The 24,399-nt window shown below is 60.0% G+C and carries 23 protein-coding genes; 6 read left to right on the forward strand and 17 right to left on the reverse strand.

The window, feature by feature from the left end:
• Positions 1-264 (forward strand): hypothetical protein (locus DCO47_RS27150; RefSeq protein ID WP_218279818.1); only part of this gene is annotated, 264 nt, incomplete at its 5' end.
• A gap of 135 nt (positions 265-399) precedes the next feature.
• Here the strand turns inward: DCO47_RS27150 and DCO47_RS13490 are convergent.
• Positions 400-1,734, reverse strand: coding sequence for an amidohydrolase (locus tag DCO47_RS13490; protein WP_116658257.1), 1,335 nt, complete (start codon positions 1,732-1,734; stop codon positions 400-402).
• Between the two features lie 312 nt (positions 1,735-2,046).
• Here DCO47_RS13490 and DCO47_RS13495 point away from each other — a divergent pair, with 312 nt between their 5' ends.
• Both DCO47_RS13495 and DCO47_RS13500 read left to right on the forward strand, forming a co-directional pair.
• Positions 2,047-3,954 (forward strand): S-type pyocin domain-containing protein, encoded by a 1,908-nt coding sequence (locus tag DCO47_RS13495; protein ID WP_083201905.1) that lies wholly within the window; start codon positions 2,047-2,049, stop codon positions 3,952-3,954.
• A 19-nt stretch (positions 3,955-3,973) separates the two neighbouring features.
• On the forward strand, positions 3,974-4,204 hold the full coding sequence (locus DCO47_RS13500; RefSeq protein WP_290128329.1) for a bacteriocin immunity protein: 231 nt from the start codon (positions 3,974-3,976) through the stop codon (positions 4,202-4,204).
• Between the two features lie 49 nt (positions 4,205-4,253).
• Here DCO47_RS13500 and DCO47_RS13505 read toward each other — a convergent pair whose 3' ends face one another.
• The 7 genes from DCO47_RS13505 to minC all read right to left on the reverse strand — a co-directional run bounded on the left by DCO47_RS13505 (position 4,254) and on the right by minC (position 11,022).
• Entirely contained in the window at positions 4,254-6,410 is a 2,157-nt protein-coding gene (locus DCO47_RS13505; protein WP_065615153.1) for a mechanosensitive ion channel family protein, read from the reverse strand.
• Between the two features lie 74 nt (positions 6,411-6,484).
• Positions 6,485-6,661 (reverse strand): hypothetical protein, encoded by a 177-nt coding sequence (locus tag DCO47_RS27050; RefSeq protein WP_165839208.1) that lies wholly within the window; start codon positions 6,659-6,661, stop codon positions 6,485-6,487.
• 193 nt (positions 6,662-6,854) lie between these two features.
• A complete protein-coding gene (locus tag DCO47_RS13510) occupies positions 6,855-8,144 on the reverse strand; it encodes a M18 family aminopeptidase (RefSeq protein WP_064364632.1) in 1,290 nt (429 codons plus the stop codon).
• A 177-nt stretch (positions 8,145-8,321) separates the two neighbouring features.
• Entirely contained in the window at positions 8,322-8,957 is a 636-nt protein-coding gene (locus DCO47_RS13515; RefSeq protein ID WP_116658258.1) for an RluA family pseudouridine synthase, read from the reverse strand.
• A 91-nt stretch (positions 8,958-9,048) separates the two neighbouring features.
• Positions 9,049-9,303: a cell division topological specificity factor MinE gene (gene minE / locus DCO47_RS13520; protein WP_003223146.1), complete on the reverse strand. Its 255-nt coding sequence runs from the start codon at positions 9,301-9,303 to the stop codon at positions 9,049-9,051.
• A complete protein-coding gene (minD, locus tag DCO47_RS13525) occupies positions 9,303-10,115 on the reverse strand; it encodes a septum site-determining protein MinD (protein ID WP_007913953.1) in 813 nt (270 codons plus the stop codon). The genes minE and minD overlap by 1 nt, the downstream gene beginning before the upstream one ends.
• A 169-nt stretch (positions 10,116-10,284) precedes the next feature.
• Positions 10,285-11,022, reverse strand: coding sequence for a septum site-determining protein MinC (minC, locus tag DCO47_RS13530; protein WP_038861964.1), 738 nt, complete (start codon positions 11,020-11,022; stop codon positions 10,285-10,287).
• Positions 11,023-11,139: 117 nt separating this feature from the next.
• Here minC and DCO47_RS13535 point away from each other — a divergent pair, with 117 nt between their 5' ends.
• Both DCO47_RS13535 and DCO47_RS13540 read left to right on the forward strand, forming a co-directional pair.
• Positions 11,140-12,072: a lipid A biosynthesis lauroyl acyltransferase gene (locus DCO47_RS13535; protein ID WP_116658259.1), complete on the forward strand. Its 933-nt coding sequence runs from the start codon at positions 11,140-11,142 to the stop codon at positions 12,070-12,072.
• Positions 12,073-12,107: 35 nt separating this feature from the next.
• Positions 12,108-13,280 carry a patatin-like phospholipase family protein gene (locus tag DCO47_RS13540; RefSeq protein WP_116658260.1) on the forward strand — a complete coding sequence of 391 codons (1,173 nt, stop codon included), beginning with the start codon at positions 12,108-12,110 and terminating at the stop codon, positions 13,278-13,280.
• 90 nt (positions 13,281-13,370) lie between these two features.
• On the opposite strand, the gene DCO47_RS13545 is transcribed toward DCO47_RS13540, so the two are convergent.
• The 8 genes from DCO47_RS13545 to puuE all read right to left on the reverse strand — a co-directional run bounded on the left by DCO47_RS13545 (position 13,371) and on the right by puuE (position 21,575).
• Positions 13,371-14,156: an outer membrane protein OmpK gene (locus tag DCO47_RS13545; protein ID WP_116658261.1), complete on the reverse strand. Its 786-nt coding sequence runs from the start codon at positions 14,154-14,156 to the stop codon at positions 13,371-13,373.
• 372 nt (positions 14,157-14,528) lie between these two features.
• Positions 14,529-15,314: an outer membrane protein OmpK gene (locus DCO47_RS13550; RefSeq protein WP_116658262.1), complete on the reverse strand. Its 786-nt coding sequence runs from the start codon at positions 15,312-15,314 to the stop codon at positions 14,529-14,531.
• A gap of 159 nt (positions 15,315-15,473) precedes the next feature.
• Positions 15,474-16,826 carry a nucleobase:cation symporter-2 family protein gene (locus tag DCO47_RS13555; protein WP_042608508.1) on the reverse strand — a complete coding sequence of 451 codons (1,353 nt, stop codon included), beginning with the start codon at positions 16,824-16,826 and terminating at the stop codon, positions 15,474-15,476.
• Positions 16,827-17,036: 210 nt separating this feature from the next.
• The gene (locus DCO47_RS13560; RefSeq protein WP_065615155.1) at positions 17,037-18,350 is read right to left on the reverse strand and encodes a urate hydroxylase PuuD; all 1,314 of its coding nucleotides are present in this window, start codon (positions 18,348-18,350) and stop codon (positions 17,037-17,039) included.
• A gap of 51 nt (positions 18,351-18,401) precedes the next feature.
• Complete coding sequence (locus DCO47_RS13565) at positions 18,402-18,905, reverse strand: ureidoglycolate lyase (RefSeq protein WP_039763801.1); 504 nt, start codon at positions 18,903-18,905, stop codon at positions 18,402-18,404.
• A gap of 149 nt (positions 18,906-19,054) precedes the next feature.
• Positions 19,055-20,050, reverse strand: coding sequence for an allantoicase (gene alc, locus DCO47_RS13570; RefSeq protein ID WP_042608506.1), 996 nt, complete (start codon positions 20,048-20,050; stop codon positions 19,055-19,057).
• 86 nt (positions 20,051-20,136) lie between these two features.
• The gene (gene uraD / locus DCO47_RS13575; protein WP_064364561.1) at positions 20,137-20,652 is read right to left on the reverse strand and encodes a 2-oxo-4-hydroxy-4-carboxy-5-ureidoimidazoline decarboxylase; all 516 of its coding nucleotides are present in this window, start codon (positions 20,650-20,652) and stop codon (positions 20,137-20,139) included.
• Positions 20,649-21,575, reverse strand: coding sequence for an allantoinase PuuE (gene puuE, locus DCO47_RS13580; protein ID WP_042608504.1), 927 nt, complete (start codon positions 21,573-21,575; stop codon positions 20,649-20,651). Before puuE ends, uraD begins: the two co-directional genes overlap by 4 nt.
• A gap of 419 nt (positions 21,576-21,994) precedes the next feature.
• Here puuE and uraH point away from each other — a divergent pair, with 419 nt between their 5' ends.
• On the forward strand, positions 21,995-22,348 hold the full coding sequence (gene uraH / locus DCO47_RS13590) for a hydroxyisourate hydrolase (protein WP_041479332.1): 354 nt from the start codon (positions 21,995-21,997) through the stop codon (positions 22,346-22,348).
• 126 nt (positions 22,349-22,474) lie between these two features.
• On the opposite strand, the gene DCO47_RS13595 is transcribed toward uraH, so the two are convergent.
• A complete protein-coding gene (locus tag DCO47_RS13595; protein WP_133247407.1) occupies positions 22,475-24,328 on the reverse strand; it encodes a hypothetical protein in 1,854 nt (617 codons plus the stop codon).
• Positions 24,329-24,399 lie beyond the last annotated feature (71 nt).

The following is a 24,399-nucleotide window of genomic DNA, read 5'->3' on the forward strand; positions in this document are numbered from 1 at the left end:
GCGGCTCCGGTTTGCTTCGCTGCACCTACACTCGCTGTGTCCGACTGCGTCGTACGGTCGCTGCGCTCCCACGCCCGGATCAATCCCTCCGCTCAGCCTGCCGACGGGCTCCGAGATCAAGATCAAAAGCTACTCGAGCTTGCGCTCATTGTTTTGAGTGGTGAAAAGCATGCGGTGTCTGGCTTTGGTTTTGTGCTGGATTCGCCCCTCATCGGAACGCCGCCCGCCCAGCCCTCTCCCGAGGGAGAAGGAGCCGATTTGTGAGTTGTTCAAAATCTGCATTCAACTCGGTATCTCAGGTTGGCATACCTCATTCGAACAACCCGGTCAGTCCCCTCTTCCTCTGGGAGAGGGCTAGGGTGAGGGGCTTTTGACCTTCAGGATTTCAGCCATCTCGGTTTACTTGCCCAACCCCGCATTCCCATACAGATAATCCGTTGCCAACGAAGCCAATGTCCTGACCCCAACCACCAGCGCCGATTCATCCACGAAGAATCCCGGATTATGATTCGGCGCGGCTTTGCTCATGTCCTGATCCCGGGGCGTCACTCCGAGAAACACGAACAACCCTGGCGCCTCTTTGGCAAAGAACGAGAAATCCTCCGCACCACCCACCAGCGGACCCTGCACCACATCATCCTTGGCGGCCCACTTCAGGGTCGGCAGCATCTTTTCCGTCAGTGCCGGGTTGTTGATCGTCGGGTCGTACTTTTCGATGATGGTGACGTCGGCTTTGGCGCCGCCGCTTTCGGCGATTTTCTCGATCGTCTGGCGTACGTCGGCATGCAGTTTCTGGCGGATGCCGTAGTCGTAGGAGCGGATCGTGCCGGTCATGTCGAGTGATTCGGGGATGATGTTGTAGCGGGTGCCGCCGTTGATGGTGCCGATGCTGACTACCGAGGGGTAAGAGGAAATGTCGGTGCGACGGCTGACCACGGTTTGCAGGCCGACGATGGTTTGCGCGCCGACGGTGATCGGGTCGATGCCGTCCCACGGGCGGCCGGCGTGGGTTTGTTTGCCGTGGATCTTGATCCGCAGGTCGTCGGAGCTCGCCAGGGTCGGGCCGGGGCGGTAGGCGATCTGGCCGGCGGGAACGCCGGCCCAGACGTGCAGGCCGAACACTGCGTCGGGTTTCGGCGATTTCATCACGCCTTCTTCGACCATCATTTTTGCGCCCCAAGTATTTTTGCCGTCGGGAATGAAATCGCTCGGGCCTTCTTCGGCGGGCTGGAAGTAGAACACCACGGTGCCGGGCAGGGTGTCGCGCATGCCCGTCAGAATTTTCGCGGCGCTGAGCAGGATCGCGGTGTGGGCGTCGTGGCCGCAGGCGTGCATGACGTCGACTTCCTTGTCGAGATACGTGCCTTTGGCTTTCGAAGCGAACGGCAAGTCGGAGACTTCCTTGACCGGCAGCGCGTCCATGTCGGCGCGCAGGGCCACGGTCGGGCCGGGCAGGGCGCCTTTGAGAACGGCGACGACGCCGGTGCGGGCGACGCCGGTTTTCACTTCCAGGCCCATGGCTTGCAGCTGTTTGGCGACCAGCTCAGCGGTGCGTTTTTCGGTGTTGCCGAGCTCCGGATGAGCGTGAAGGTCGCGGCGGGTTTCCAGCAGCTCCGGTTCAAGCTTTTGCGCCTGCTCGGCGATCTGTGTGCGGGCGCTGTCCATCGTCGCGGCGCCGGCGTGGCTGGCGACCAGCGTGAGCAAAAGGCTCTGGGCAATGCGCGTCAGGTGCATGGGGTTCTCCTTGATTATTGTTGTCGGGTTTCCTTGCCTGTGACAAAGGCTCTGCACGCAAGTGCGATCGGTTCAGGAACGCGCCACGCGGTCCGACAGATTTACCTCTGAGCCTGAAGTTTTTAACGAAAACTCCTACCGCTTTATCAGTTCCGTCCGGCGTGACAGATAAAACCCGGGCGATAACTATGTACCGCACCGCGCAACATTCATTTCCATAAATTTCTCCAAGTGCCGGTCACGTTATTGGCTATTCGACATTAACGGTGACCGGTCAGAGCGATAAACCCAATGTCCCTGGAGGATTTATAAATGCAGCGTAATGGATTAACGCTTCCGCCGATTGTTGTGCGTCCGGATAAACAAGATGAGTACTTACATTATTTAGGTGCAGGAGACGGCTCGGGACCAGGTATCAACGTTGCACCCTTGGGTGAAATACTCGATATGGAAAGTATTTACAAAGATACTTCCAGAAACATTGCTCAGGTCATCGAACTTGAACTGGCAGAAGTACGGGCAGCAGGTGATCAAAGTGTCTTGCCTCCTTTGGATGCGCTGGCGCGGGAGATGCGTTTCAGGGAGTCGCTGATCGCCAGAAAATTTGGCGCGCTTCTGGTGGCCAAGGACGTGGCCATCCAGCGTTTCGGCCACGACCAGGTTGAAACCTTTTTCAACGGGGGGCGCTTACCGCAAGTCAATCGGCGAGGCGGCAACGTCAGCGTAAGGCAGGCATACAGCGCCTTGTTCAATGCCAAGTTGCTGGTCGAAGGCATTGGCGTATTGAACAGCCAGTCGGCCACGGTCAAGGGCATGATTGCTGTGGTGCAAGCGCAGGAAGCCGAGCGGATCGCTCAAGAGCAGGCGCGGTTGGCGGCGGAACACGCCCGGCAGGTTGCACAGGAACAGGCCCGCGTTGCTCAGGAGCAGGCGCGGCGGCTGGCGGAAGAACTGGCGCGGCAGGCCGCCGCCAATGAACTCAGGCGGCTTGAAGAAGAACAGGCACGCTTGGCGGCTGAAGCACTGGAGCGCAAGCGTGCCGAGGAACAGGCGGCGCTTGAGGCTGAAGCCGAAGCACGCAGGGTGGCTGAGGAAAAGCGCCGGCAGCAAACCCCCGGTGGGCACAATAGCCCATTGCTCTTTCAGGGCAATATCAGCCACGCCCAACTGGTATTTGCGACCTCGGGTGGGGCGGTTGCGATTGCCGACAGCCTAATGGCGGGTCTTGCCGCATCGATTCGCTCGGCCGTTGCCGGTTTGTCGGGGCTTGCTGCTGGCACAGCGTCCGGACTGATGGTGGGGGTGAGTGCGTTCGTCTACTCGCCGGTGTTGGGCAATGGTGAGCTGCCTGAACGCTTTCTGCTCAGCCTTCCGTTGGCAGATCTGCTGCCCGGTCCGTTGCCTGATCTGAACACGCTGGCGAACGAAAGAGCACGACTGAATCTGCCGGTGCGTTTGAGCACCCGGCCACTGACGGGATCTCTCGCCGAACTGCTTGTCGTTCCGGTAGCGGGGACAAAACTGCCTTCCGGCGTTCGCTTGATCGCAGCTGGCTACAACGCTGGGGATGACACTTACAGCGCGACGCTCACCGACGTTCCACCTACAAGCGCGGTCTGGACGCCAGCGGTAACGCCGGCAGACAGTTCAACGCTGTTCCCCATCGGAAATCCGGCCCCACCGCGCTACATCGGCGGCAACCTGGTGCCGATCGAAGGGCGGATCGACGCTTATCCGGGTCGGGGTAACATTCGTTTCGACGACTTCATTCTGGTCTTCCCCCCGGAAACGGGTCTGCCCCCGCAGTACGTCATGTTCCGGGATCGACGCAATGATCCAGGGGTGGCGAGTGGTTATGGAGCGCCGGTTGCGGGTGGATGGCTAGGGGCGGCTTCGCAGGGCGATGGAGCGCCAATCCCATCGCAAATTGCTGATCAGTTAAGAGGTCGTCAGTTCAACAGTTTCAGAGCATTCAGAGAAACGTTCTGGAAAGCTGTTTTCAATGACGAAAAGTTGGCCGACTTGTTTAATGCGACAAGTTTGAACGAAATGAAAAAAGGCAAAGCACCGATAGTTAGGGTGAGCGATTCAGCAGGAGCAAGAGTGAAATACGAACTGCATCATAAGGTCGGCTTGGCAGAGGGAGGAGATTTATATAATGCTGACAACATAAATATCGTTACCCCGAAGGCGCATGTTGAAATTCATAAAGGGCTTTGATATGAGATCGATACAGGATATGAGAGAAGAAGATTTTCTTGAGTTTGTCAGGAAAATATATGATTCCGGTTTTACCACAGAGAAGCAGCAAATTGCTGCGATTCTTGAGTTCTCCCGGCTAGTTGAACATCCTTCTGGTTATGATTTGATTTACTACCCAGAGGAGGGTAAGGATGGGCCTGAAAATGTTGTCCTGGAGGTAAAAAACTGGCGCTCCGCTAACGGTAAGCCCGGTTTCAAAGACAATTGAAAAATAAGCCCTCTATTGGTTTTATCTTCCAATAGGGGGCCATCTCTCTTCAGCTTTCCTTTTTGATTTCCACTCCAGGCGTAATCACCTGCACACTCATCCGCGGTGTCGCCAGATCCAGCCCCGCCTCATCCAGTTGCCTTTTCAGCGACAAGTTGAACGCTCGGGAAACCTCCCACTGTTTGATCGGCGCAGTCTTGAAGCGTGCGCGCAGGATCGCGCTGCCGGATTCGAAACTTTCCACGCCCTGGATTTCCAGAGGCGACCAGATGTTGCGGCGTTGCAGCGGATCGCTGCGCATCTTCTGGCCGACGTCGCGCATCAGCTTGATCGCGTCGTCGATTTCCATGTTGTACGGCACGGCAACGCGGAAGATCGCGTAGCCGAATTCCCGCGAGTAGTTCTTGATGCTTTTGATTTCGCTGAACGGGATGGTGTGGACGATACCGTCGATGTCGCGCAGGCGGACGGTGCGGATGGTCAGCCCCTCTACAGTGCCGAGGTGGCCGCCGACGTCGACGTAGTCGTCGATTGCCAGCGAGTCCTCGATGATGATGAACAGGCCGGTGATCAAGTCAGCGACCAGCGACTGCGCGCCGAAACCGATCGCCAGACCGATCACACCGGCACCGGCGAGCAGTGGCGTGACGTTCATGCCCATGTTCGCCAACGCGACGATCAGCGCGATGATGAAAATCGCCACGAACAGCACGTTGCGGATCAGCGGCATCATCGTCTGCGCGCGGGCGTTGGCCAGGCCTTTGCGCGAGCGGGTGAGGGCGTGGTGCACGGCGGTGTCGGCGAGGATCCAGATCAGCCAGGAGAAAATCAGCGTGCCGATCAGGCTGAACAGTCTGACGCTGATGTCATGGCCATCACCTTCGGCGAACGCGATCAGCGAATGGCCCCAGACACGCAGGCCCAACTCGATGAAGATCAGCCACACCAGCAAATGCGCGAGGGTATAGAAGAAGTTCTTCAGGCGCTCCGAGTACAGCGCATGGCGTTTCGGCCCGCGTTGCGGCTTCAACGAATGACGACGCACGAGGCCGTTGATGACCATGCACAACACCAGCAGAACCGTGCAGATCAGCGACTGCCGCAGCGCGGTGCTGGTGTCGCCGGCGGAGACGAACGTGGCGAACAGCGAGATGCCGACCAGCACCAGCGCCGGCACGTACCAGAAGGTGCCGAGGATCTCGATGGTGTCGCTGAGGGCGCGGCGGGTCAGGCGGCGCGACAGTGGCTGGTTGCGGATCAGGTGCGCGATCGGCCGGCGGAATCGCAGAATGAACAGGCCGGTCGACAGTGCCGCGAGTACGTTGGCGGTGGTCGCTGCAGTGTGGGCCAGATGCACGCCCAGGCTTTCCACCAGACGCGGATCGCTCAGCGCTTCACCGAACGCAGCAAAGCTGCCGATCAGCCACAGTGGCCGGAACGCCTGATGACGAAGAATGTACAGCGCGCGATGGCGGTGCGGGCCGTCGAGCAGAGAGAAGGCAATCACGCAGATCGCCGAGAAACAGGTGCCCACCACCAAGGCATACGCCAGCACCATTGCCAGGCTCTTGCCCAGCGATGACGGCAGCACGTAGCTCATGTAGACCGTCATCACCAACGCGATCAGCCACGGCCCGAGCTTGCGCAGGGCGAAACGCAGCATGTCGAGGGCCTTGGGGTGTTGCGGCAGTTCTTCGGTAAGGCCGAAGCGCATACGGACGCGGTGGCCAAGCCAGATCAGCGCAGCGGCGAGCAGGCTCCAGACCATCAGGATCACGGCGAAGCCGAAGATGATCGGCAGCCATTCATTGGCCGGCAGCAGCTTGCTGGTCAGTTCGTCCTTGGCCAGGTCGAATTCGTTGGACCAGCGGGTGAGCGGGCTGTCGGCGCCGGAAAACTGTTTTTCGAAGTTGGCGAGGGTGCCACCGATCAGGCCCAGCACGCCTTCTTCCGGGGTGGCCTGGGCCTTCTTCGTGGCGTCGCGCAGCTTCTTCAGATCGCTGAGCAACTGTGCGCGTTGCTTATCGTTTTCCAGTGACTTGATCACTTCGTCCAGCGACTGGCCGAGGGGTTCCTGGGCTTCGGGCTGCGGCTTGGAAGTGTTGAGCAGGCCGGGCAGACCGACCGCTTGCGCGGGCGCCAGCGGCAGCAGCGTCATGATCAAGACAAGCAACAGACCGGGTACAGCAAAAAGACGAGCGAACACCAGAAGACAACCTCGCGATAGGCGGATGCGCTGGAGTGTACGAGGCCCTCCGGCGCAATGCGAGCCGGGCGCGGTCATTCGTTGAGTTTGGCGAGGATCTTGTAGACCACGGTGGCGAGGATCATCAGCATGCCGATCCACATGGCCAACACCCCGGCGTTCTTGTCACGGAAGTTGAAGCCGATGGCCAGCAGGATCATTCCGCTGAGGATGGGAATGAGCATGGCGTGGAAGGAGGACATCGAGATCATGGAGACTGCCTTGTCTGGTGGGATCCGTTGAGTCTAGGCAGGTTTTCGAGGCGCGGTGTGATGTGGCTCAGGAATGCATCAAGTCAGAGAGGATTCTGCTGCCTGCACAGGCGCTTTCGCGAGCAGGCTCGCTCCCACAGGTTGGAATGCTACTCAATGTGGGAGCGAGCCTGCTCGCGAAGTTTTTCAGCCTTTACGGCAACTCACGACTGGCATAAAACGCGCTGAGCACTTTCACCAGATGCGCCAGGTCATGGCTGCCGCACAGCTCGCGGATCGAGTGCATGGCAAAGGTCGGCAGACCGATGTCGACGGTGCGAACCCCCAGGTGGCTGGCGGTGATCGGGCCGATGGTCGAGCCGCAGCCCATGTCGCTGCGCACCACGAAACTTTGCACCGGGACTTCTTCAGCCATGCACAGATGGCGGAAGAAACCGGCGGTTTCGCTGTTGGTGGCGTAGCGCTGGTTGCTGTTGACCTTGATCACCGGGCCGGCGTTGAGTTTCGGGCCGTGATTGGCGTCGTGTTTTTCCGCGTAGTTGGGATGCACGCCGTGGGCGTTGTCGGCCGACACCAGCAGGGATTTCTGGATGGTGCGGACAAACTCGTCACCTTCCGGCAGCAGGCGGCGCAAAGTCTGCTCGAGCATCGGGCCATCGGCACCGCAGGCCGAGCAGGAACCAACTTCTTCGTGGTCGTTGCACACCAGCACGCAGGTTTCGTCGGTCTCGGCGGTGAGCAAGGCTTGCAGGCCGGCGTAGCACGACAGCAGGTTGTCGAGACGCGCACCGGCAATGAAATCACCGTTCAGACCGATGACCGCTGCGCTTTGCGTGTCGTAGAAACTCAGCTCGTAATCGAGCACGACGTCGGCATTCAGGCCGTGTTCGCGGGCCAGTTGATCGGTGAGCACGGCGCGGAAATCGACGCGCTCGTCACCGGCAAATTGCGCGAGGATCGGCGGCAGTTCGGTCTGCGCGTTGATCGCCCAGCCCTGATTGGCTTCCCGGTTGAGGTGAATGGCCAGGTTGGGAATGATCGCGATCGGTGCCTTGAAGTCGATCAACTGGCTCTCGACCTTGCCGTCACGGCGGAAGGTGACGCGGCCGGCCAACGACAGATCGCGATCAAACCACGGCGCCAGCAACGCGCCGCCGTAGACTTCAACGCCCAGTTGCCAGAAGCCCTGACGCTGCAGTTCCGGCTGTGGCTTGACCCGCAGGCACGGGCTGTCGGTGTGGGCGCCGACCAGGCGGATACCGTCGTGCAGTGGCGAGTTGCGGCCCATTTTGATCGCGACGATCGAGGAGTCGTTGCGGGTGACGTAATAGCGGCCGTTGGCCTCGGTGGACCATGGCTCGCGCTCGTCGAGGCGCACATAACCGGCGGCCTCCAGACGCTGCACGAGGCTGGCGGTAGCGTGAAACGGGGTAGGAGAGGCCTTGAGAAAGTCGATCAGGCCCTGGTTCAACTCTGCGCGCATAAGAAACTCCAGACAGCAATGGGCGGGAGTTTAACGTATTGGCCGGGGAATTGAATCCAATGCAGATCCCTGTAGGAGTGAGCCTGCTCGCGATAGCACTGTGTCAGTCAACTGATACTTATCTGACACACCCCTATCGCGAGCAGGCTCACTCCTACATTAAATCGTTGTGGCCGATCAGAACGGGGCGGGGCACTCGAAGCGCAGGCGTTCGCCGGTTTGCGGGTGGGTGAAGCTGAGCATGCTGGCGTGCAGGCACAGCCGCGGCCAGGCCGCCAGCGCTTGCTCGTGGGCGTAGAGCCCGTCACCCAGCAGCGGATGGCCGATCGACAACATGTGCACGCGCAATTGATGGGAGCGACCGGTGATCGGTGTCAGCTCAACGCGACACCAGTCACCGCAACGCTCCAGCACACGCCAGAAAGTCAGCGCATGCTTGCCGAATTCATGGTCGACCACATGGCGCGGCTTGGTCGGTGGGTCATAACGCAGGGGCAGGTCGATGCTGCCGCTGTCCGGTTCCGGCTGACCCCAGGCCAGAGCGGTGTAGGCCTTTTCGGTTTCGCGGTCATGAAACTGCCGCGACAGCTCGCGATGGGTGTCGGCATCACGGGCCAGCAGGATGATGCCGGAGGTTTCCCAGTCCAGGCGATGGACGATGCGCGCTTCCGGGTAGCCGTTTTCCTGCAGACGGGTAATCAGGCAGTCCTTGTTGTCGTCGGCACGGCCGGGAACCGAGAGCAGCAGGGTCGGTTTGTCGACCACCAGAACGGCGGCGTCCTCGTGGATGATGCGGATGTTGGACAGCGGCATTAAAACAGCCTCGTAACAAATGCCAACGGCGGTTCAGGGCCATTCCCGCATGGGGATGGCCCTGAACCGCCGTCGTTCCTGCCGGACCGACTCAGCGATCAGGCAGGGTGATGTTGAGTTCCAGAATCGAGCAACTGCCCTGGCTTTCCAGTGCCACGTGTACGTCGTCGTTGCCGATGTTGACGTACTTGCGGATCACGTCGACCAGTTCCTTTTGCAAGGCTGGCAGGTAATCCGGCGTGCTGCGCTGGCCGCGCTCATGCGCCACGATGATCTGTAGACGCTCTTTCGCTACCGAGGCGGTACTTGGCTTTTTGTTGGCACGAAAGAAGTCAAAAAGGTTCATTACCTACCTCCAAACAGGCGCTCGAAGAATCCCTTCTTCTCGACATCGAGGAATCGGTGGGCTTTTTCTTTGCCCAGCAGGCGGTCGACGGTATCGCTGTAAGCCTGACCGGCATCGCTCTGGTCGTCGAGAATTACCGGCACGCCCTGGTTGGAAGCCTTGAGCACTGCCTGGGATTCCGGGATGACGCCGAGCAGGGTTACCGAGAGGATTTCCTTGACGTCTTCAACGCCGAGCATCTCGCCCTTTTCAACGCGCTCCGGGTGGTAGCGGGTGATCAGCAGGTGTTCCTTGATCGGGTCTTCGCCACGTTCGGCGCGACGCGATTTGCTCGCCAGCAGGCCGAGCATGCGGTCCGAGTCACGAACCGAGGAGACTTCCGGGTTGGTCACGACGATCGCTTCATCGGCGAAGTACATGGCCAGGTGCGCACCTTTCTCGATGCCCGCCGGGGAGTCGCAGACGACGAACTCGAATTGTTCCTTGAGCTCCATCAGGACTTTTTCCACGCCTTCGACGGTCAGCGCGTCTTTGTCGCGGGTCTGGCTGGCCGCCAGTACGTAGAGGTTTTCCAGGCGCTTGTCTTTGATCAGCGCCTGTTGCAGGTTGGCTTCGCCGTTCACGACGTTGACGAAGTCATACACCACGCGGCGCTCGCAACCCATGATCAGGTCGAGGTTACGCAAGCCCACGTCGAAATCGACGATCACTGTTTTGTGGCCGCGCAGAGCGAGACCGGTACCGATAGCGGCGCTGGTGGTGGTCTTACCCACACCACCCTTGCCGGATGTAACCACGAGAATCTTGGCCAAGGTGTTTCACCCCTAAGGAAGAAGGACTGTTCAGCCCCTGAAAAACATCTCTTGAAAACTACTGCAGTCGGACAGCCTTGGCTGGAATTTGGCTTTGGGCCTTTTTCCTACTTCGTTTGAGCCGTTTTCGCTACGTTTTAGAGATGCTTGGAAAATGCGGCAGTATCCGTTAAAGCCGAATGATGTTCAACACGTCGCCCGACAGGCTGACCTGGACGCCCGAGCCCCACATCGGATCGCGACGCAGATCCTCGGAAACCTTGTAATGGCCGGCGATGGAGATCAGTTCAGCGCTCAATTGCTGACAGAAAATCCGTGCCTTGGTGTCACCTTTGACGCCGGCCAGTGCACGGCCGCGCATCGGGCCGTATACATGGATGTTGCCATCGGCGAGAAGTTCCGCCCCCGGACTGACCGAGGAGACCACGACCAGATCGCCACCCTGGGCGTATATCTGTTGGCCACCACGTACTGGCGTAGTGATCACGCGGGTCGGTTTGACGGTCGGCTCAGGCGGTTTTTCCGGCTTCTTTTTGACCTCGACTTCCGGCGTCTCCAATGGGCGCTCGCGGGCGCCGGAGGGTGGCAGCACGGGAATGTCGATGGCGATGGCGGCGGCGATGTCTTCGATGCGGCTGGCACGAATCGCCAGGGTGCGCAGGCCATGCTGGCGGCAGACGCGCATCAGCCCCGGCAGGTCGACTGCGCCCTGGTTCGGCGGCAGTTTGTCCAGCGCCAGAACCAGCGGTGCATTGCTGAAGAAATTCGGCGCCTGGGCGACTTTGGCGGCCAATTGCCGATCGAGGCTTTCGAGGTCGTTACGGGCCAGTTCCAGCACAGTGATGGCCAGCATGCTGCCCTTGAGCTGGAATACGGGATCTTGGTCTAACGGGTCGGTTTGGCTCATGTCGGCATACAACGGCTTGTCACTAAAAGTGCCGAGACTTATAACGAGAACGCCCGCGAGCCGCAAGCCGGGTCGAACGATGTAGAATGCGCGGCCACTGTATTTACGGAAGCTTTAATGGATCGCCCGCGTTTTCGAAAAGCATATCTTGCTCCGCGCTTCTGGCCGCTCTGGTGCGGCCTGGGGCTTTTGTGGCTGATCGTGCAGTTGCCGTATCCGGCGCTGCTGACCATCGGTCGAGTTTTGGGTGCGTTGATGTATCGCGTCGCCAGTGACCGGCGGACCATCGCCCGGCGCAATCTGGAATTGTGCTTCCCGGAGAAATCCGCCGCCGAGCGCAAACGCCTGCTCAAGGAAAACTTCGCCTCCACCGGCATCGCCTTCTTCGAAATGGCGATGAGCTGGTGGTGGTCGCGCGAACGTCTGGCGAAACTGGCGCATGTCGAAGGCCTTGAACATCTGCAGAAGGCCCAGCGCGAAGGCAAGGGCGTGATCCTCATGGCTGCGCATTTCACCACCCTGGAAATCGGCGCCGCGCTGCTCGGCCAGCAGCACACCATCGATGGGATGTACCGCGAGCACAAAAATCCATTGTTCGACTTCGTTCAGCGCCGTGGCCGCGAGCGACACAATCTGGATTCGCTGGCCGTGGAGCGCGACGACGTGCGCGGGATGCTCAAGCTGCTGCGCTCGGGCCGGGCGATCTGGTACGCACCGGATCAGGACTACGGCGCCAAGCAGAGCATCTTCGTGCCGCTGTTCGGTATTCAGGCCGCCACTGTCACCGCAACGACCAAATTTGCCCGCCTGGGCAAGGCGCTGGTGGTGCCGTTCACCCAGGAACGGCTGGCCGATGGCAGTGGTTATCGGCTGGTGATCCATCCGTCACTGGAGGATTTTCCCGGCGAGAGCGAAGAGGCCGATTGCATCAGGATCAATCAGTGGGTCGAGAGCGCCATGCGTGCCTGCCCCGAGCAGTATCTGTGGGCGCATCGGCGCTTCAAGAGCCGCCCGCCGGGCGAGCCGAAGCTTTATCCCAAGCGCCGTTGATTCACCCGTCCTGACAAGCATCCCGGAGTGTTGCGATGAGTCCTGCTGAACCGGTCACAGGTTTGATTCTTTCCGGCGGCGGGGCCCGGGCGGCGTATCAGGTCGGGGTGCTGGCGGCGATTGCCGAGCTGCTTCCGCCCGGCGCGGACAATCCGTTTCCGGTGATCGTCGGCACCTCGGCCGGGGCGATCAATGCGGTCAGCCTGGCCAGTGGCGCCACGGATTTTCGCGCCGCCATCGAACGCCTGACCCAGTTCTGGCAAGGCTTTCGCAGCCATCGCGTATTGCGCAGCGACTGGCCCGGAGTCATCCATCAAGCCAGCCGTTTCGTCAGCCACAGCCTGCTCGGCCTCGGTCGACAAATGCCGGTGGCGCTGCTCAACAGTTCGCCACTGCGCGAACTGCTCGAGGAAAAACTGCACCTGCCCGGCATCGCCGAATCCATCGCGCGCAAGCAACTGCATGCAGTAGCGGTGACTGCGTTCGGCTACGAGTCGGGACAAGCGGTGACGTTCTATCAGGGTGGCGGCACCATCGACGCCTGGCTGCGGCATCGACGCATTGGCATGCCGACCCAACTGTCGGTCGATCACTTGTTGGCCAGTTCGGCGATCCCGCTGTTGTTCGCGCCGGTGAAAATCGGTGAGGAATATTTTGGTGACGGCGCGGTGCGTCAGTCGGCGCCGATCAGTCCGGCGTTGCACCTGGGCGCCAGTCGCGTGCTGGTGGTGGGCGTCAGCGGCAACCCGCGCGGCCTCGATCCGCAGCAGCCGCTGGAGCGCGCCTACAGCGGCCAGCAACCGACGCTGGCGCAGATCGGCGGGCACATGCTCAACAGCACGTTCATCGACAGTCTGGAGAGCGACATCGAATTGCTGCAACGGCTCAACCAATTCAGTCATTTGCTCCCGGCCGGCACGCCAACCCGCGCGCTGGGTGTGGCGCCGGTGGAGGTGCTGGTGATTGCGCCGAGTCAGCCGATCGATGAGATCGCGGCACGCCATCGCCAGGAATTGCCAGCGGCGTTGCGTTTGTTTCTGCGTGGGCCGGGAGCGACCAAGACGAGTGGGGCAGGGGTGTTGAGTTATCTGCTGTTCGAGGCGGGGTATTGCAGCGAGTTGATCGAGTTGGGGCGGCGGGATGCGTTGGCCAAGCGCGAGGAGCTGTGCCGGTTTCTGCGGATATCCGAAGCAGTAGCTCCCGCCTGAAATCCGCGGTGAGGCCTTCGCAAGCAGGCTCGCTCCCACATTGGAACTCGGTCGAATGTGGGAACGAGCCTGCTCGCGAAGCTTTTGAGGTCAGAAGTGGAACTTCACCAGGAAGCTCGTGGTGCTCTGATCGGTCTTGAAGTACTGGCTGTCCTTGATCCCGTACTTGTCCGACCAGTAGTCGTATTCGACACCGACATACAACTGCTTCTCGCCGAAATTCAGCGCCTTGCCCAGGTCGTATTTGACCTGCGGGTTGAAGTGCAGGTTGGCGTGGTAGTCGCCTTTGGAGTTGGAGTCGTTGTCGACCACCCAGTCCATGAAGCCGTCGATGAGGATGTTCGATTTGCCCACCGGGATGGTGTAGGACCAGACGGGGGTGATCTGCCAGACATTGTCACCGGCGCGGGCGCCCTGGGTGTGACGCTGGTAGAAGTTCAGCTGGAAGTAATCGAAGCCCGGAATCGCCAGGTCGAAGCCTGGACCGATCAGGTAGGCCTCGGTATCGCCTTCACCGAATTCGTAGGTCATGGCGACCAGGACGTCCTTGACCGGGCCGAACTCGATCTTCTGGTCGAGCACCTTGCCTAGCGAGATGCGTGGGCTGCATTCACCGTAGTAGGTATTCGGACCGTTGCTGAAGTCTTTGCCACCGTTATAGAAGATCTTGTCGAAGAAGAAGAAATTATCCCCGTACGTCCACGCATCGGCGTGTTCGAAAGTCACGGTCTGCTGAATGCGCGGGTTGACCTGGAAGTCCTTGCCATACAGGTAGGTCAGGCTGTTGTTCTGCCACTGCAGCAGGCCTTCGGCCATCGCCTGGCCGCCAGCGAACATCGATCCGGCCAGCATCAGGCTGGTGCACATGCGTTTCATTCGGTTGCTCCCAAAAATAGGTGTTCCACGTTATTTTTTTAAGTTCGGCGCTCTGATGTGGCGCCTTTTTTCGTACCGCAAATTTCATCCGATCGGTCAGCTTTGGATGCTGGTAGCAAAAGCTGCGCCAAGGCTTTCGAAAAACCAAAAAACGCCCGTTCGGCTGCTGAAAAACAGTCGACGAGCGTGTTTTCGGGAGGCCTCAGGACTGACCGTGGCCGGGATAAGTTGGCTTTTCGGTCAGAAATTGAATCCGGGCTTTTTTTTACAGCGAATGCGGAAGGCCGCGGAGAATACTGACTCCTCGGCCAGCGCTCAAGTGCCCCGCAACAGAGCACCGACAACAGGCATGGCGCACGGTTGCGGGCCATCTCAGAAGTGCACCTTCAGCAGCAGGCTGGCGGTGTTCTGGTTGGTGTCGAAGGTATGGGTGTTCTCGATGCCGTATTTGTTCTTCCAGTAGCTGTATTCGGTGCCGACGTACACCTGCTTCTGGCTCCAGCCCAGGGCTTTGCCGAGGTCGTATTTGATCTGCGGATTGATGTGCAGGTTGGCGTGGTAAGTGCCGCGCGAGTTCTCGTCATTGTCGACGACCCAGTCGAGGTAGCCGTCGATCAGCACATCGGAATTGCCGAGCGGGAAGCTCCACGACCACGCGGGGGTGATCTGCCAAACGCCATCGCCGGGGCGCGGGCCTTCGGTGTGGCGGCGGAAAATGTTCAGCGTGAAGTAGTTGAAACCGGGCACTTTCAGGTCGAAGCCGGGGCCGATCAGGTAGGCCTCGCTTTCGCCTTCGCCGTACTCGTAGGTCATCGCCAGCAGCACGTCCTTGATCGGGCCGAACTCGAGCTTGCGGTCGAGGATCTTGCCGAAGGACAGGCGCGGGGTGAACTCGCCGTAGAAGGTGTGCGGGCCTTTGTTCGCATCTTCCTTGCCGTTGTAGAAGATCTTGTCGACGAACAGAAAGTTGTCGCCGTACTTCCATTTGTCGGCGTGTTCGAAGGTGACTGTCTGCTGGTACGACGGGTTGATCGCGAAATTCTTGCCGTACAGGTAGCTGAGGCTATTGCTCTGCCACACCAGCAGATCGCCGGCCATGGCCTGACTCGCGGCCAGCAGGCCGCCACTCAACAGAACGTTGCCTTGCGTGCGGATCATCTGTTGCTCCCTTTTGTTTTTATTTTCAAGGCACAGAGTTGCGATCCCTTTGGAGGAGTGAGCCTGCTCGCGATAGCGGGATTACATTCAACAAATCAGTTGACTGAAAAGACGCAATCGCGAGCAGGCTCACTCCTACAGGGGGAATTGGTGAGGCTGTCAATGAGCATGGCAATCGTTGATCGCCGCACGCTCCTTGCCGCCGAGGATGTTGAACAGCAGGTTCAGGGTCAGCGCGCTGAGGGTGGCCATGGCGATGCCGCTGTGGGTGATCGGGCTCATCCACATCGGCAGATGAGCGAAGAATTCCGGACGCACCACCGGGATCAGGCCCATGCCGATGCTCACCGCGACCAGCAACTGATTGCGCCGGTCACCGATGTCGGCTTCTTGCAGGATCTTGATGCCAGTGGCCGCGACCATGCCGAACATCGCAATCGCCGCGCCGCCCAACACCGCCGGTGGAATCGATGCCACCAGAAATGCCGCTTTCGGCAGCAGGCTGAGGACGATCAGCAGACCGCCGGCGACGATCGTCACCGAACGGCAGCGCACGCCGGTCATCTGCACCAAGCCGATGTTCTGCGCGAACGAGGAGTGGGTGAAGGTGTTGAAGAAACCGGCGAAGAACGACGCGCCGGCATCGCACAGCAAGCCGCGACGGAGCATGCGCGGGCAGACTTCCTGGCCGGTGATCTTGCCCAGCGCGAGGAACATCCCGGTGGACTCGACGAAGATGATCACCACCACCAGACACATCGACAGAATCGGCGCGAGCTCGAACTTCGGCATGCCGAAATGCAGCGGGGTGACAAACTGAATCCACGGTGCGCTGGCCATGCCACTGAGGTCGACCATGCCGATCACGCCGCACAATACGTAGCCCAGGCACATGCCGATCAGCACGGAAATGTTCACCCAGAATCCGCGCATGAAGCGGTGGACCAAAAGGATGGTGGCCAACACCAGCGCAGCGATGGCCAGATAAATCGGCGAACCGAATTGGGCGGCGTCGACACCGCCACCGGCCCAGTTCACGGCCACGGGGAACAGTGATAAACCGATCGAGGTGATGACCGTACCGGTGACGAGCGGCGGGAAGAAACGCACGACCTTGGACATGAACGGTGCGATCAGCATGCCGAAGAAACCGGCGGCGATCGTCGCACCGAAGATGCCTTGCAGACCGATACCGGGCATGCCGGCCATGGCGACCATGCTGCCGACCGCGGCGAAACTGGCGCCCATCATCACCGGCATACGAATGCCCATCGGGCCGATGCCGAGCGACTGCACGATGGTGGCAATCCCGGCGACCAGCAGATCGGCGTTGATCAGGAAGGCGATTTCTTCACGACTCAGGCCAGCGGCCTGTCCGATGATCAGCGGCACCGCGATGGCACCGCCGTACATCAGCAGAACATGTTGCAGACCGACCAGGATCAGTTGCAAAAGGGGCAAACGCTGAATGGCGGGTGCGTCGGGGATGCGCGCTTTGGACAGCTCGGACATGCAACACCTCGGATCTTTTTTATTCTTGTGATTAACAGCTGCCGGGTTGCTCACAGCTGTTTATTTGCATCAGGTCTTATGGCGAGGGAGCTTGCTCGCGCTGGGGCGCGAAGCGGCCCTCTCTTCAGAAGAGCAGGGCCTGCTGCGCAGTCCAGCGGGAGCAAGCTCCCTCGCCACAAAAGCCTGCTTTTACACAGGCTGTTGTGTGGCTTAGTTGGTCTGCGCTCCCTGGGCAATCCAGGCACCGATCAGGTCACGTTCCTGCTGGGTCATCTGGGTGATGTTGCCCAGTGGCATGATCTGCGTGGTGATGGCTTGCGCCTGAATGCGCGCGGCGTTCTGGCGGATCTGCTCGGGGGTGTCGAACATCACCCCGGCCGGGGCTGCGCTGAACAACGGACTGGTCGGTTTGGACGAATGGCACACCGTGCAACGCTCTTGAATCACGTTGTGCACTTTGTCGAAACCGGGTCCGGCATTCGAGGCTTGTGCCGGGGCGGTTGCAGGTGCTGCGGGTGCAGCAGGGGTCGCCGCTTCAGCCGGTTTTGCACCACCGCCCAGTGCCGTTTCCGGCAGCGGTTGGTATTCGATTTTGGCTGGCGCCTTGGCCACTTCAGGTGCGTTCGACATCGGCGTCGGGCCGGTGACGTAGGCCAGGCTGATCATGCCCACCGCTGCGACCGGCAGGGTCCAGGCAAACTTGTGGCTGTCGTGACGGGTGTTGAAGTAGTGACGCACCAACACCGCCAACACCGCGATCCCGGCCAGGATCAACCAGTTGTACTGGCTGCCGTAGGTGCTTGGGAAGTGGTTGCTGATCATGATGAACAGCACCGGCAGGGTGAAGTAGTTGTTGTGCCGCGAACGCAGCAGACCCTTGGCCGGCAGTGCCGGATCCGGCGTGCGGTTCTCGGCGATCGCCGCGACCAGTGCCCGTTGTGCCGGCATGATGATGCGGAACACGTTGCCGACCATGATGGTGCCGATGATCGCGCCGACGTGCAGGTACGCACCCCGACCGCTGAACACTTTGCTGAAGCCATAGGCCGCGGCAATGATCAGGACAAACAGGATGAAGCCGAGCAGGGCGGGCTTCTTGCCCAGGGCCGAATCGCAGAGGAAGTCGTAGACGAACCAGCCGACGATCAGCGAGCCGATACCGATGGCCACGCCTTCAGGACCGCTGAGGCCGCTGCCGGGTGCCACGAGGTAGAGCACCGGGTTGGAGTAGAACACCACGCAGAGCAGCGCGATCCCCGACATCCAGGTGAAGTAGGCTTCCCACTTGAACCAGTGCAGGTTGTCCGGCATGGACGGTGGGGCTAGTTTGTATTTTTCCAGGTGGTAGATGCCGCCGCCGTGGATCGCCCACAGATCACCGGCCAGACCGGTTTTCGGGTTGACGCGGTTGAGGTTGTTCTCCAGCCAGACGAAGTAGAACGACGCGCCGATCCAGGCCACGCCAGTGATCATGTGAACCCAGCGCACGCTCAGGTTCAGCCATTCCAACAGATGTGCTTCCACAGTCTTTACCTCTCGCCTGTCACTCTTGTTGTCGAGTGATCAGACCTTCTCTTATTGGTGGGGGGCGAGGATCAGACGCTCATCCTCTTTGAAAAAATGCTCATCGCAGTTATTGCCTGTGCCACTGCGATCAACCACCAGGAAGTCATCCCGCTTTTCGATCGTCAGCACCGGGTGGTGCCAGACGCCGCGATGGTAATTGATGCCCTGCCTGCCGTTGGTGACGAAGGCGCGGACCAAGCCTGATACAGGTGCATCGCCAACTGGCGCGACCACGATCAGAAAGGGGTTGCCGAGCAGCGGAATGAAAGCCTGGCTGCCCAGCGGATGGCGTTCCAGCATGCAAACGGTCAGCGGCATGTCCTGCGCATCCGCGCGGAAAATGCTGATGATTGCGTTGTCCTCAGGCGTCGCGGTTTCGACCGTCGCCAGTTTGTGGAAGCGCATGGTCGAACCGTTGTTGATCATGAAGTGATCGCTGCCGTCGGTTTCGATCACGTCACCGAAAGGGGCGAAGGCTTCTTTGGTCAGCGGTTCAATCGTCAATGTGCGCATGCTGTTCTTCTTATCCAAAATTCTGTGTTGTTCGGTTCAGCCTTTGTGGCGAGGGAGCTTGCGCCCGCTGGAGTGCGTAGCGCTCCCGCCTTTCCTGGGGCCGCTTCGCAGCCCGGCGGGAGCAAGCTCCCTCGCCACAGGGTGCGGTGTTATTTCGCGACCTTGCCCAATACACGCAAGCGACTCACGCCACCATCCGGGAACACGTTCAGGCGGATGTGGGTGATCGGGCCCAGCGCTTTGATCTGCTCGACGAAGGTGTGCTCGGCGTGCATTTCCAGCTTCTGGCTTGGCAGCAGTTCGCGCCAGAACAGCGACTGGGTTTCGATCTGGCTGTCAGTGCCACCCTTGACGAACGCGCCCTGGATCGAGCAGGTGTCCGGGTAGTTGCCTTTGAAGTGCAGGGTATCGACGACGATCTTCTCGATCTCGCCCGGATGACCCAAAGCGACGATCACCCAGTCATTGCCCGGGGTGCGACGACGCGCGGTTTCCCAGCCATCGCCCATGTTGATGCCACGGCCCGGGTTGAGGATGTTGCTCATGCGCCCGAAGTGTTCGTCGGAGCAGGCGAGGGCGCGGCCACCGTTCAGGGCTGCGGCCAGATCGACTTGCTCGTTGTCACCCACTGCCGACCAGTCGCGGAACGGAATGCCGTACACACGCAGACGCGCGACGCCGCCGTCCGGGTAGATGTTGAAACGCAAGTGGCTGAAGGCCTGGTCGTTGCTGATTTCGTGGTAGTGGTGGCTGTTGCCCTGCAGCTCGACGGCCGACAGCACTTCGGTCCACTGGGTGTTTTCATCCGGCTCGCCCGAGGCCAGGAAGCAGGCTTCCAGCGAGGCCGATGGCGGGTAGTTGCCGGTGAAGAATGAAGTGTCGATGTCCACGCCTTTGATCGAGCCCGGTACGCCCAGACGGATCACCGCGCTGTCGTAACCTTCGAAGCGCTTGCGGCGCGACTCCCAGCCGTCCATCCACTTGCCGTTGTCATCGAACACGCCCTCCTTCCATACGGCCGGGGTCGGCTGAAACAGACGATTGGCGTCTGCGAACCAGTCATCGGTGACCGAAATGATCTTGGTGCCCAGACGGGCGTCGGCCAGGTTGACGTATTTTTCGAAAGGTACGGCGTAAGCTTTCATTCTTCTTGTCTGCCTTTGAATTAGTGGCTGGGGATGCTTGCAGGGCCCTGGGCGTTACGCGTTCATTCACGCTCGGGCCAAGCTTGCTAAAGGGTCAGTAAACGGAACAGGGCAATCTTGTTGATCTCCGCCAGCGCGCATTTGAATTCGGCTTCCACCGAATTGTTGATGCGCGTTTCGAACGCCGCGAGGATCTGATGCCGGTTGCTGCCTTTTACCGCCATGATGAAGGGAAACTTGAACTTGGCCTTGTAGGCGTCGTTCAGCTCGGTGAAGCGCTGGAACTCTTCGGCCGTGCATTGGTGAATACCGGCGCCAGCCTGTTCATTGGTGCTGGCTTCGGTCAGTTGGCCCTGGACGGCGGCTTTGCCGGCCAGGTCCGGGTGAGCGTTGATCAGGGCCAGCTGGCTGGCATGATCGGCGCTCAACAGGATATCGCTCATGCGCTGGTGCAGGGTTTCGATCTCGTCGATCGAAGCATCGGCACCGAGGTCGTAGGCCTTTTCGGCCACCCATGGCGAGTGTTCATAGATGTCGGCGAAAGCGTTGACGAAAGCGTCGCGGCTCAGGGTCGACGGTTGCAGGGTTTGAAAGCGGCTCATTTTGCAGTCCCTTGGTACGGGTGGGTTTGCTGCCAGTGACGCGCGATGTCGACGCGACGGCTGAACCACACCTGTTCATGACTTTTGGCGTATTCGATAAAGCGCTTGAGCGAAGCGAGGCGACCGGGGCGGCCGATCAGACGGCAATGCAGTCCGATCGAGAGCATTTTCGGCGCCTCGGCCCCTTCGGCGTACAGCACGTCGAAGGCGTCTTTGAGGTATTCGAAGAAATCGTCACCTTTGTTGAAACCCTGCACTTGCGTGAAGCGCATGTCGTTGGTGTCGAGGGTGTACGGGATCACCAGATGCGGCTTGCCGGTCGGGTTGTTCGGTTCCCAGTAGGGCAGGTCGTCGTCGTAGGTGTCGCAATCGTAGAGGAAACCGCCTTCTTCCATGACCAGGCGACGGGTGTTCGGCCCGGTGCGACCGGTGTACCAGCCCAGCGGACGTTCACCGGTGAGTTCGGTGAGGATGCGGATCGCTTCGAGCATGTGCTCGCGCTCCTGCGCTTCGTCCATGTACTGGTAGTCGATCCAGCGGTAACCGTGGCTGCAGATTTCATGGCCGGCTTCGACCATCGCACGGATCACGTCCGGGTGACGCTGGGCGGCCATGGCCACGGCGAAGATGGTCAGCGGAATGTCGAATTCCTTGAACAGTTTCAGAATGCGCCAGACGCCAGCACGGCTGCCATACTCGTAAAGCGATTCCATGCTCATGTTGCGCGCGCCTTGCAGCGGCTGAGCGGCGACCATCTCGGACAGGAAGGCTTCGGATTCCTTGTCGCCGTGCAGAATATTGCGCTCGCCGCCTTCTTCGTAATTGAGCACGAAGGACAGCGCGATCCGGGCATTGCCCGGCCAGTGTGGGTGAGGAGGGTTACTGCCGTAACCGATCAGGTCGCGTGGGTAGTCAGCGCTCACTGCAGTCTTCCTTCTTGTACGTTGACAGATTGGTGTGGCGGCCTGGCAGGCTGGCGTCACAGCGATGGGCTGATTGTATACAACTTTATTTACATTTTGTAAGCCTGAATTTTCGCATTTTTCACCGGCCGTCATCTTTTGCTGTTAACGGTTCAAGCCTGCAAGAAACCTGCCTGACCAGTCAGCTAATGAATAGAAGGTTCAATGAGCAGGCGCTTTACTTGCAGTTTGGCGATAAACGCCCGGATGGCGGAGGTGAAGCGAAAAATGTCGTTTTTATTGTGTACAATTTCTTTGAAAAGTGTCTTAATCAGTCGCTCGCCGCAACTTTTCGTGCTCCGAATCGGTGCGGCCTCCTTTCACCTGACTTCGGGAGGCGCGAAGTCTGATCGCCCATGGCGGCCAGGCGCGCAGAATCAATGGGACGTTTGACAACACACGTTTTGGACGCTGCACACGGTTGCCCGGGCAGCTCGATCAAGGTTGAGCTGTACCGCGTTGAAGGATCGCACCTGGAATTGGTCGCCAGTGCGACAACCAACAGCGATGGCCGGGTCGATGCGCCGCTGCTGCAAGGCGACGATTATCGCACTGGCGTCTATCAGGTGCAGTTCCATGCCGGCGATTACTACCGCGCCCGCGGTGTGCAACTGCCCGAGCCAGCATTTCTCGACGTGGTGGTGCTGCGTTTCGGTATCTCTGCGGAGCAGGAGCACTACCACGTGCCCCTGCTGATTTCGCCTTACAGCTATTCCACGTATCGCGGCAGCTGACCCCCAAGCAGCAGCCCCACCGGGAAGCGACTGCGCATATAGCTTCTTTGGTCTTTCGCCCGCTCACACTGCGGGCTTTTTTTATTGCTGCAAGATGCCCTCCTGACCGCCGTTCGAGGGCGATGCTCAGCGCTCGCGGATGATGAACACCGAGTCAGGCTTGCCGGCAACTTTCAACACACCTCCGATCAGCCACACCACTTTGTGTTGCGCAGCGGCCTCGGTGAGAACCTTGAAGGCGTCCTGCCCGATCCGCGCGGGCAAGCTCGGTTCAGTCAGTTCATTGCCGGGCACGTGAGTCAGGCCAGCCTGGTCGATCGCTCCCAGTTTCAGCAGGAAAACCTGATCGTGATGGGCTCGTCTGAACACCAGCGTCGGCATGCGATGTTCATGCGTCAGCGGGAATATGTCGTAGCCGCTGTTTACCAGCAAGGAGCCGAGCAGACGTCTCAGGTTAAGGTCGGAGGGATAGGTTTTGTAATGATTCCAGGCCAAGGGGAAACGCTGCGGATCGAAGGTCAGCCGTTGCAACTCACTGGCCTCCTCGGACGGCATCCGGATCAGCCTTTTGCTGCCGAGATCGATATCGGGCGCCACGGCCAGCATGCTGATCGGGTGGGCCAGTGTCGGCGTCGTCGAAAGTTGCGGGTGCAGCCACTGATGCAGCGCGGTGTGGATATTCATCAGCCCGGTGCCGGTAATGGTCGGCGAGTGATCTGCCAGCTCAAACAACCGTCTGGCAACCGCACGTGCAGTCACGGCGGAGAAGTCGGGGAATGCGCGAGCAACAGACTGGCTGATCGGCTCTTCGAACAAACGTTTTCCCGTAGGGATTTTGCGCGGATCGCTGTCGGTTCGAGACGTTGCCACGGGCTGCAGCGCGGGCGTGTGGGCCAGCATGTTTTCGAAAGCCTCAAAGTGTGCCGGCACAAACTCCGGGTGACGCAGGAAATACACATTGGGCGCGAGGTTCGAGCCGATTGGCACGATGGGATAATGCAGCCAGCCAAGCTGCACCGACTCGATGCCTGCAAGCTTGTTCATTTGGCCCCATGACAGCCAGAAGTACGTGGTCTGCTGATCAGGCTCGGCTGCCGCGTGCGTTGCCGCTGGTTCGGCTGCGGTTTCCAGCCGTGGCCGTTTGCTCGGCCCGGCCATCGGTTCGTCTGCGTCAGCGATCGGTTGGCGGCCGGACGACGGCGTGTCGTCGAGCTGTGTGCGGCTGGTTTTCTGCCGCCAGAACACGGTGCCCGGGATCTGCTCAAAATAGATATCAGGCGCCTCGTGGCTTGACGCAAATGCCTGCTGATATTCCCCGGCCTTGTTTTGGCGGACCATCACCGTGCCGTCCGCCGTAGTCACAAAGGTCTGCTTGAGCTTGTTGTAGCGGATGCCATCGGTCGCGAGGTCTGCTTTGGTCAGCCCGCTGGCTTGCGAGGGTGTCAGATAGGTCGGGCGGAGTGGGTCATTTGAGGCGGGCGCGGGCCGGATCGATTGCCTGTCAGGGCGCTGGATGCGCCAGCTTGGCTGTCCTTCGTTGCGCACCAGGGCAGGGCCGTGGACGCCGGGTGCGAAGGTCAGCGGCAAATGGTAGTGACCGTGCTGATCCCGTTCGACCTCAAACCGTCCTTGGCCGGCGATTTGTGCATAGGTGCGCTGATCCGGACCGGTGAACAGTCCATTGTCGTCCGACAGCGGAACCAGCTCGTGAATACGTTCCTGCGGCCAAGCGCTCGCGCTGCGTGCCGTGCCGGAATTGTCCACTGGCGGCGGTATCTCGTGAATCCTCACGGTAGGCATGCTGTCGGCTGCTGCAGGGCTGTTCGCGCCACGGCTGACGGGCGTCGGGTCAATGCCCAGCAACAGCGCGTCAGGCATGTCGAGACCGACGCTGTTCCTGCGTGTTGGTGCACCTGCACTTGAAGTGGCGGGCGCGTCGGCTTTTGTCGTGACAGAGATTTTTTTCGGTGGTCTGGCCATTGTGAAAACTCATGAGGTGAGGCGCAGGCGCGCACAGGCGCCTGGCTGAAAGCACTATTCGCTAAGGGATC

This window comes from Pseudomonas sp. NDM (genome assembly GCF_003105095.1).
In the GTDB taxonomy this organism is placed as follows: domain Bacteria; phylum Pseudomonadota; class Gammaproteobacteria; order Pseudomonadales; family Pseudomonadaceae; genus Aquipseudomonas; species Aquipseudomonas moraviensis_A.

Excerpts from the sequence above, each read along its gene's own strand:
- DCO47_RS13490 (WP_116658257.1), bottom strand. The coding sequence starts at position 1,734 with ATGCACCTGACGCGCATTGCCCAGAGCCTTTTGCTCACGCTGGTCGCC.
- DCO47_RS13495 (WP_083201905.1), top strand. The coding sequence starts at position 2,047 with ATGCAGCGTAATGGATTAACGCTTCCGCCGATTGTTGTGCGTCCGGAT.
- DCO47_RS13500 (WP_290128329.1), top strand. The coding sequence starts at position 3,974 with ATGAGAGAAGAAGATTTTCTTGAGTTTGTCAGGAAAATATATGATTCC.
- DCO47_RS27050 (WP_165839208.1), bottom strand. The coding sequence starts at position 6,661 with ATGATCTCGATGTCCTCCTTCCACGCCATGCTCATTCCCATCCTCAGC.
- DCO47_RS13510 (WP_064364632.1), bottom strand. The coding sequence starts at position 8,144 with ATGCGCGCAGAGTTGAACCAGGGCCTGATCGACTTTCTCAAGGCCTCT.
- DCO47_RS13515 (WP_116658258.1), bottom strand. The coding sequence starts at position 8,957 with ATGCCGCTGTCCAACATCCGCATCATCCACGAGGACGCCGCCGTTCTG.
- minE (WP_003223146.1), bottom strand. The coding sequence starts at position 9,303 with ATGAACCTTTTTGACTTCTTTCGTGCCAACAAAAAGCCAAGTACCGCC.
- minC (WP_038861964.1), bottom strand. The coding sequence starts at position 11,022 with ATGAGCCAAACCGACCCGTTAGACCAAGATCCCGTATTCCAGCTCAAG.
- DCO47_RS13535 (WP_116658259.1), top strand. The coding sequence starts at position 11,140 with ATGGATCGCCCGCGTTTTCGAAAAGCATATCTTGCTCCGCGCTTCTGG.
- DCO47_RS13540 (WP_116658260.1), top strand. The coding sequence starts at position 12,108 with ATGAGTCCTGCTGAACCGGTCACAGGTTTGATTCTTTCCGGCGGCGGG.
- DCO47_RS13545 (WP_116658261.1), bottom strand. The coding sequence starts at position 14,156 with ATGAAACGCATGTGCACCAGCCTGATGCTGGCCGGATCGATGTTCGCT.
- DCO47_RS13550 (WP_116658262.1), bottom strand. The coding sequence starts at position 15,314 with ATGATCCGCACGCAAGGCAACGTTCTGTTGAGTGGCGGCCTGCTGGCC.
- DCO47_RS13555 (WP_042608508.1), bottom strand. The coding sequence starts at position 16,826 with ATGTCCGAGCTGTCCAAAGCGCGCATCCCCGACGCACCCGCCATTCAG.
- DCO47_RS13565 (WP_039763801.1), bottom strand. The coding sequence starts at position 18,905 with ATGCGCACATTGACGATTGAACCGCTGACCAAAGAAGCCTTCGCCCCT.
- alc (WP_042608506.1), bottom strand. The coding sequence starts at position 20,050 with ATGAAAGCTTACGCCGTACCTTTCGAAAAATACGTCAACCTGGCCGAC.
- uraD (WP_064364561.1), bottom strand. The coding sequence starts at position 20,652 with ATGAGCCGCTTTCAAACCCTGCAACCGTCGACCCTGAGCCGCGACGCT.
- uraH (WP_041479332.1), top strand. The coding sequence starts at position 21,995 with ATGGGACGTTTGACAACACACGTTTTGGACGCTGCACACGGTTGCCCG.
- DCO47_RS13595 (WP_133247407.1), bottom strand. The coding sequence starts at position 24,328 with ATGGCCAGACCACCGAAAAAAATCTCTGTCACGACAAAAGCCGACGCG.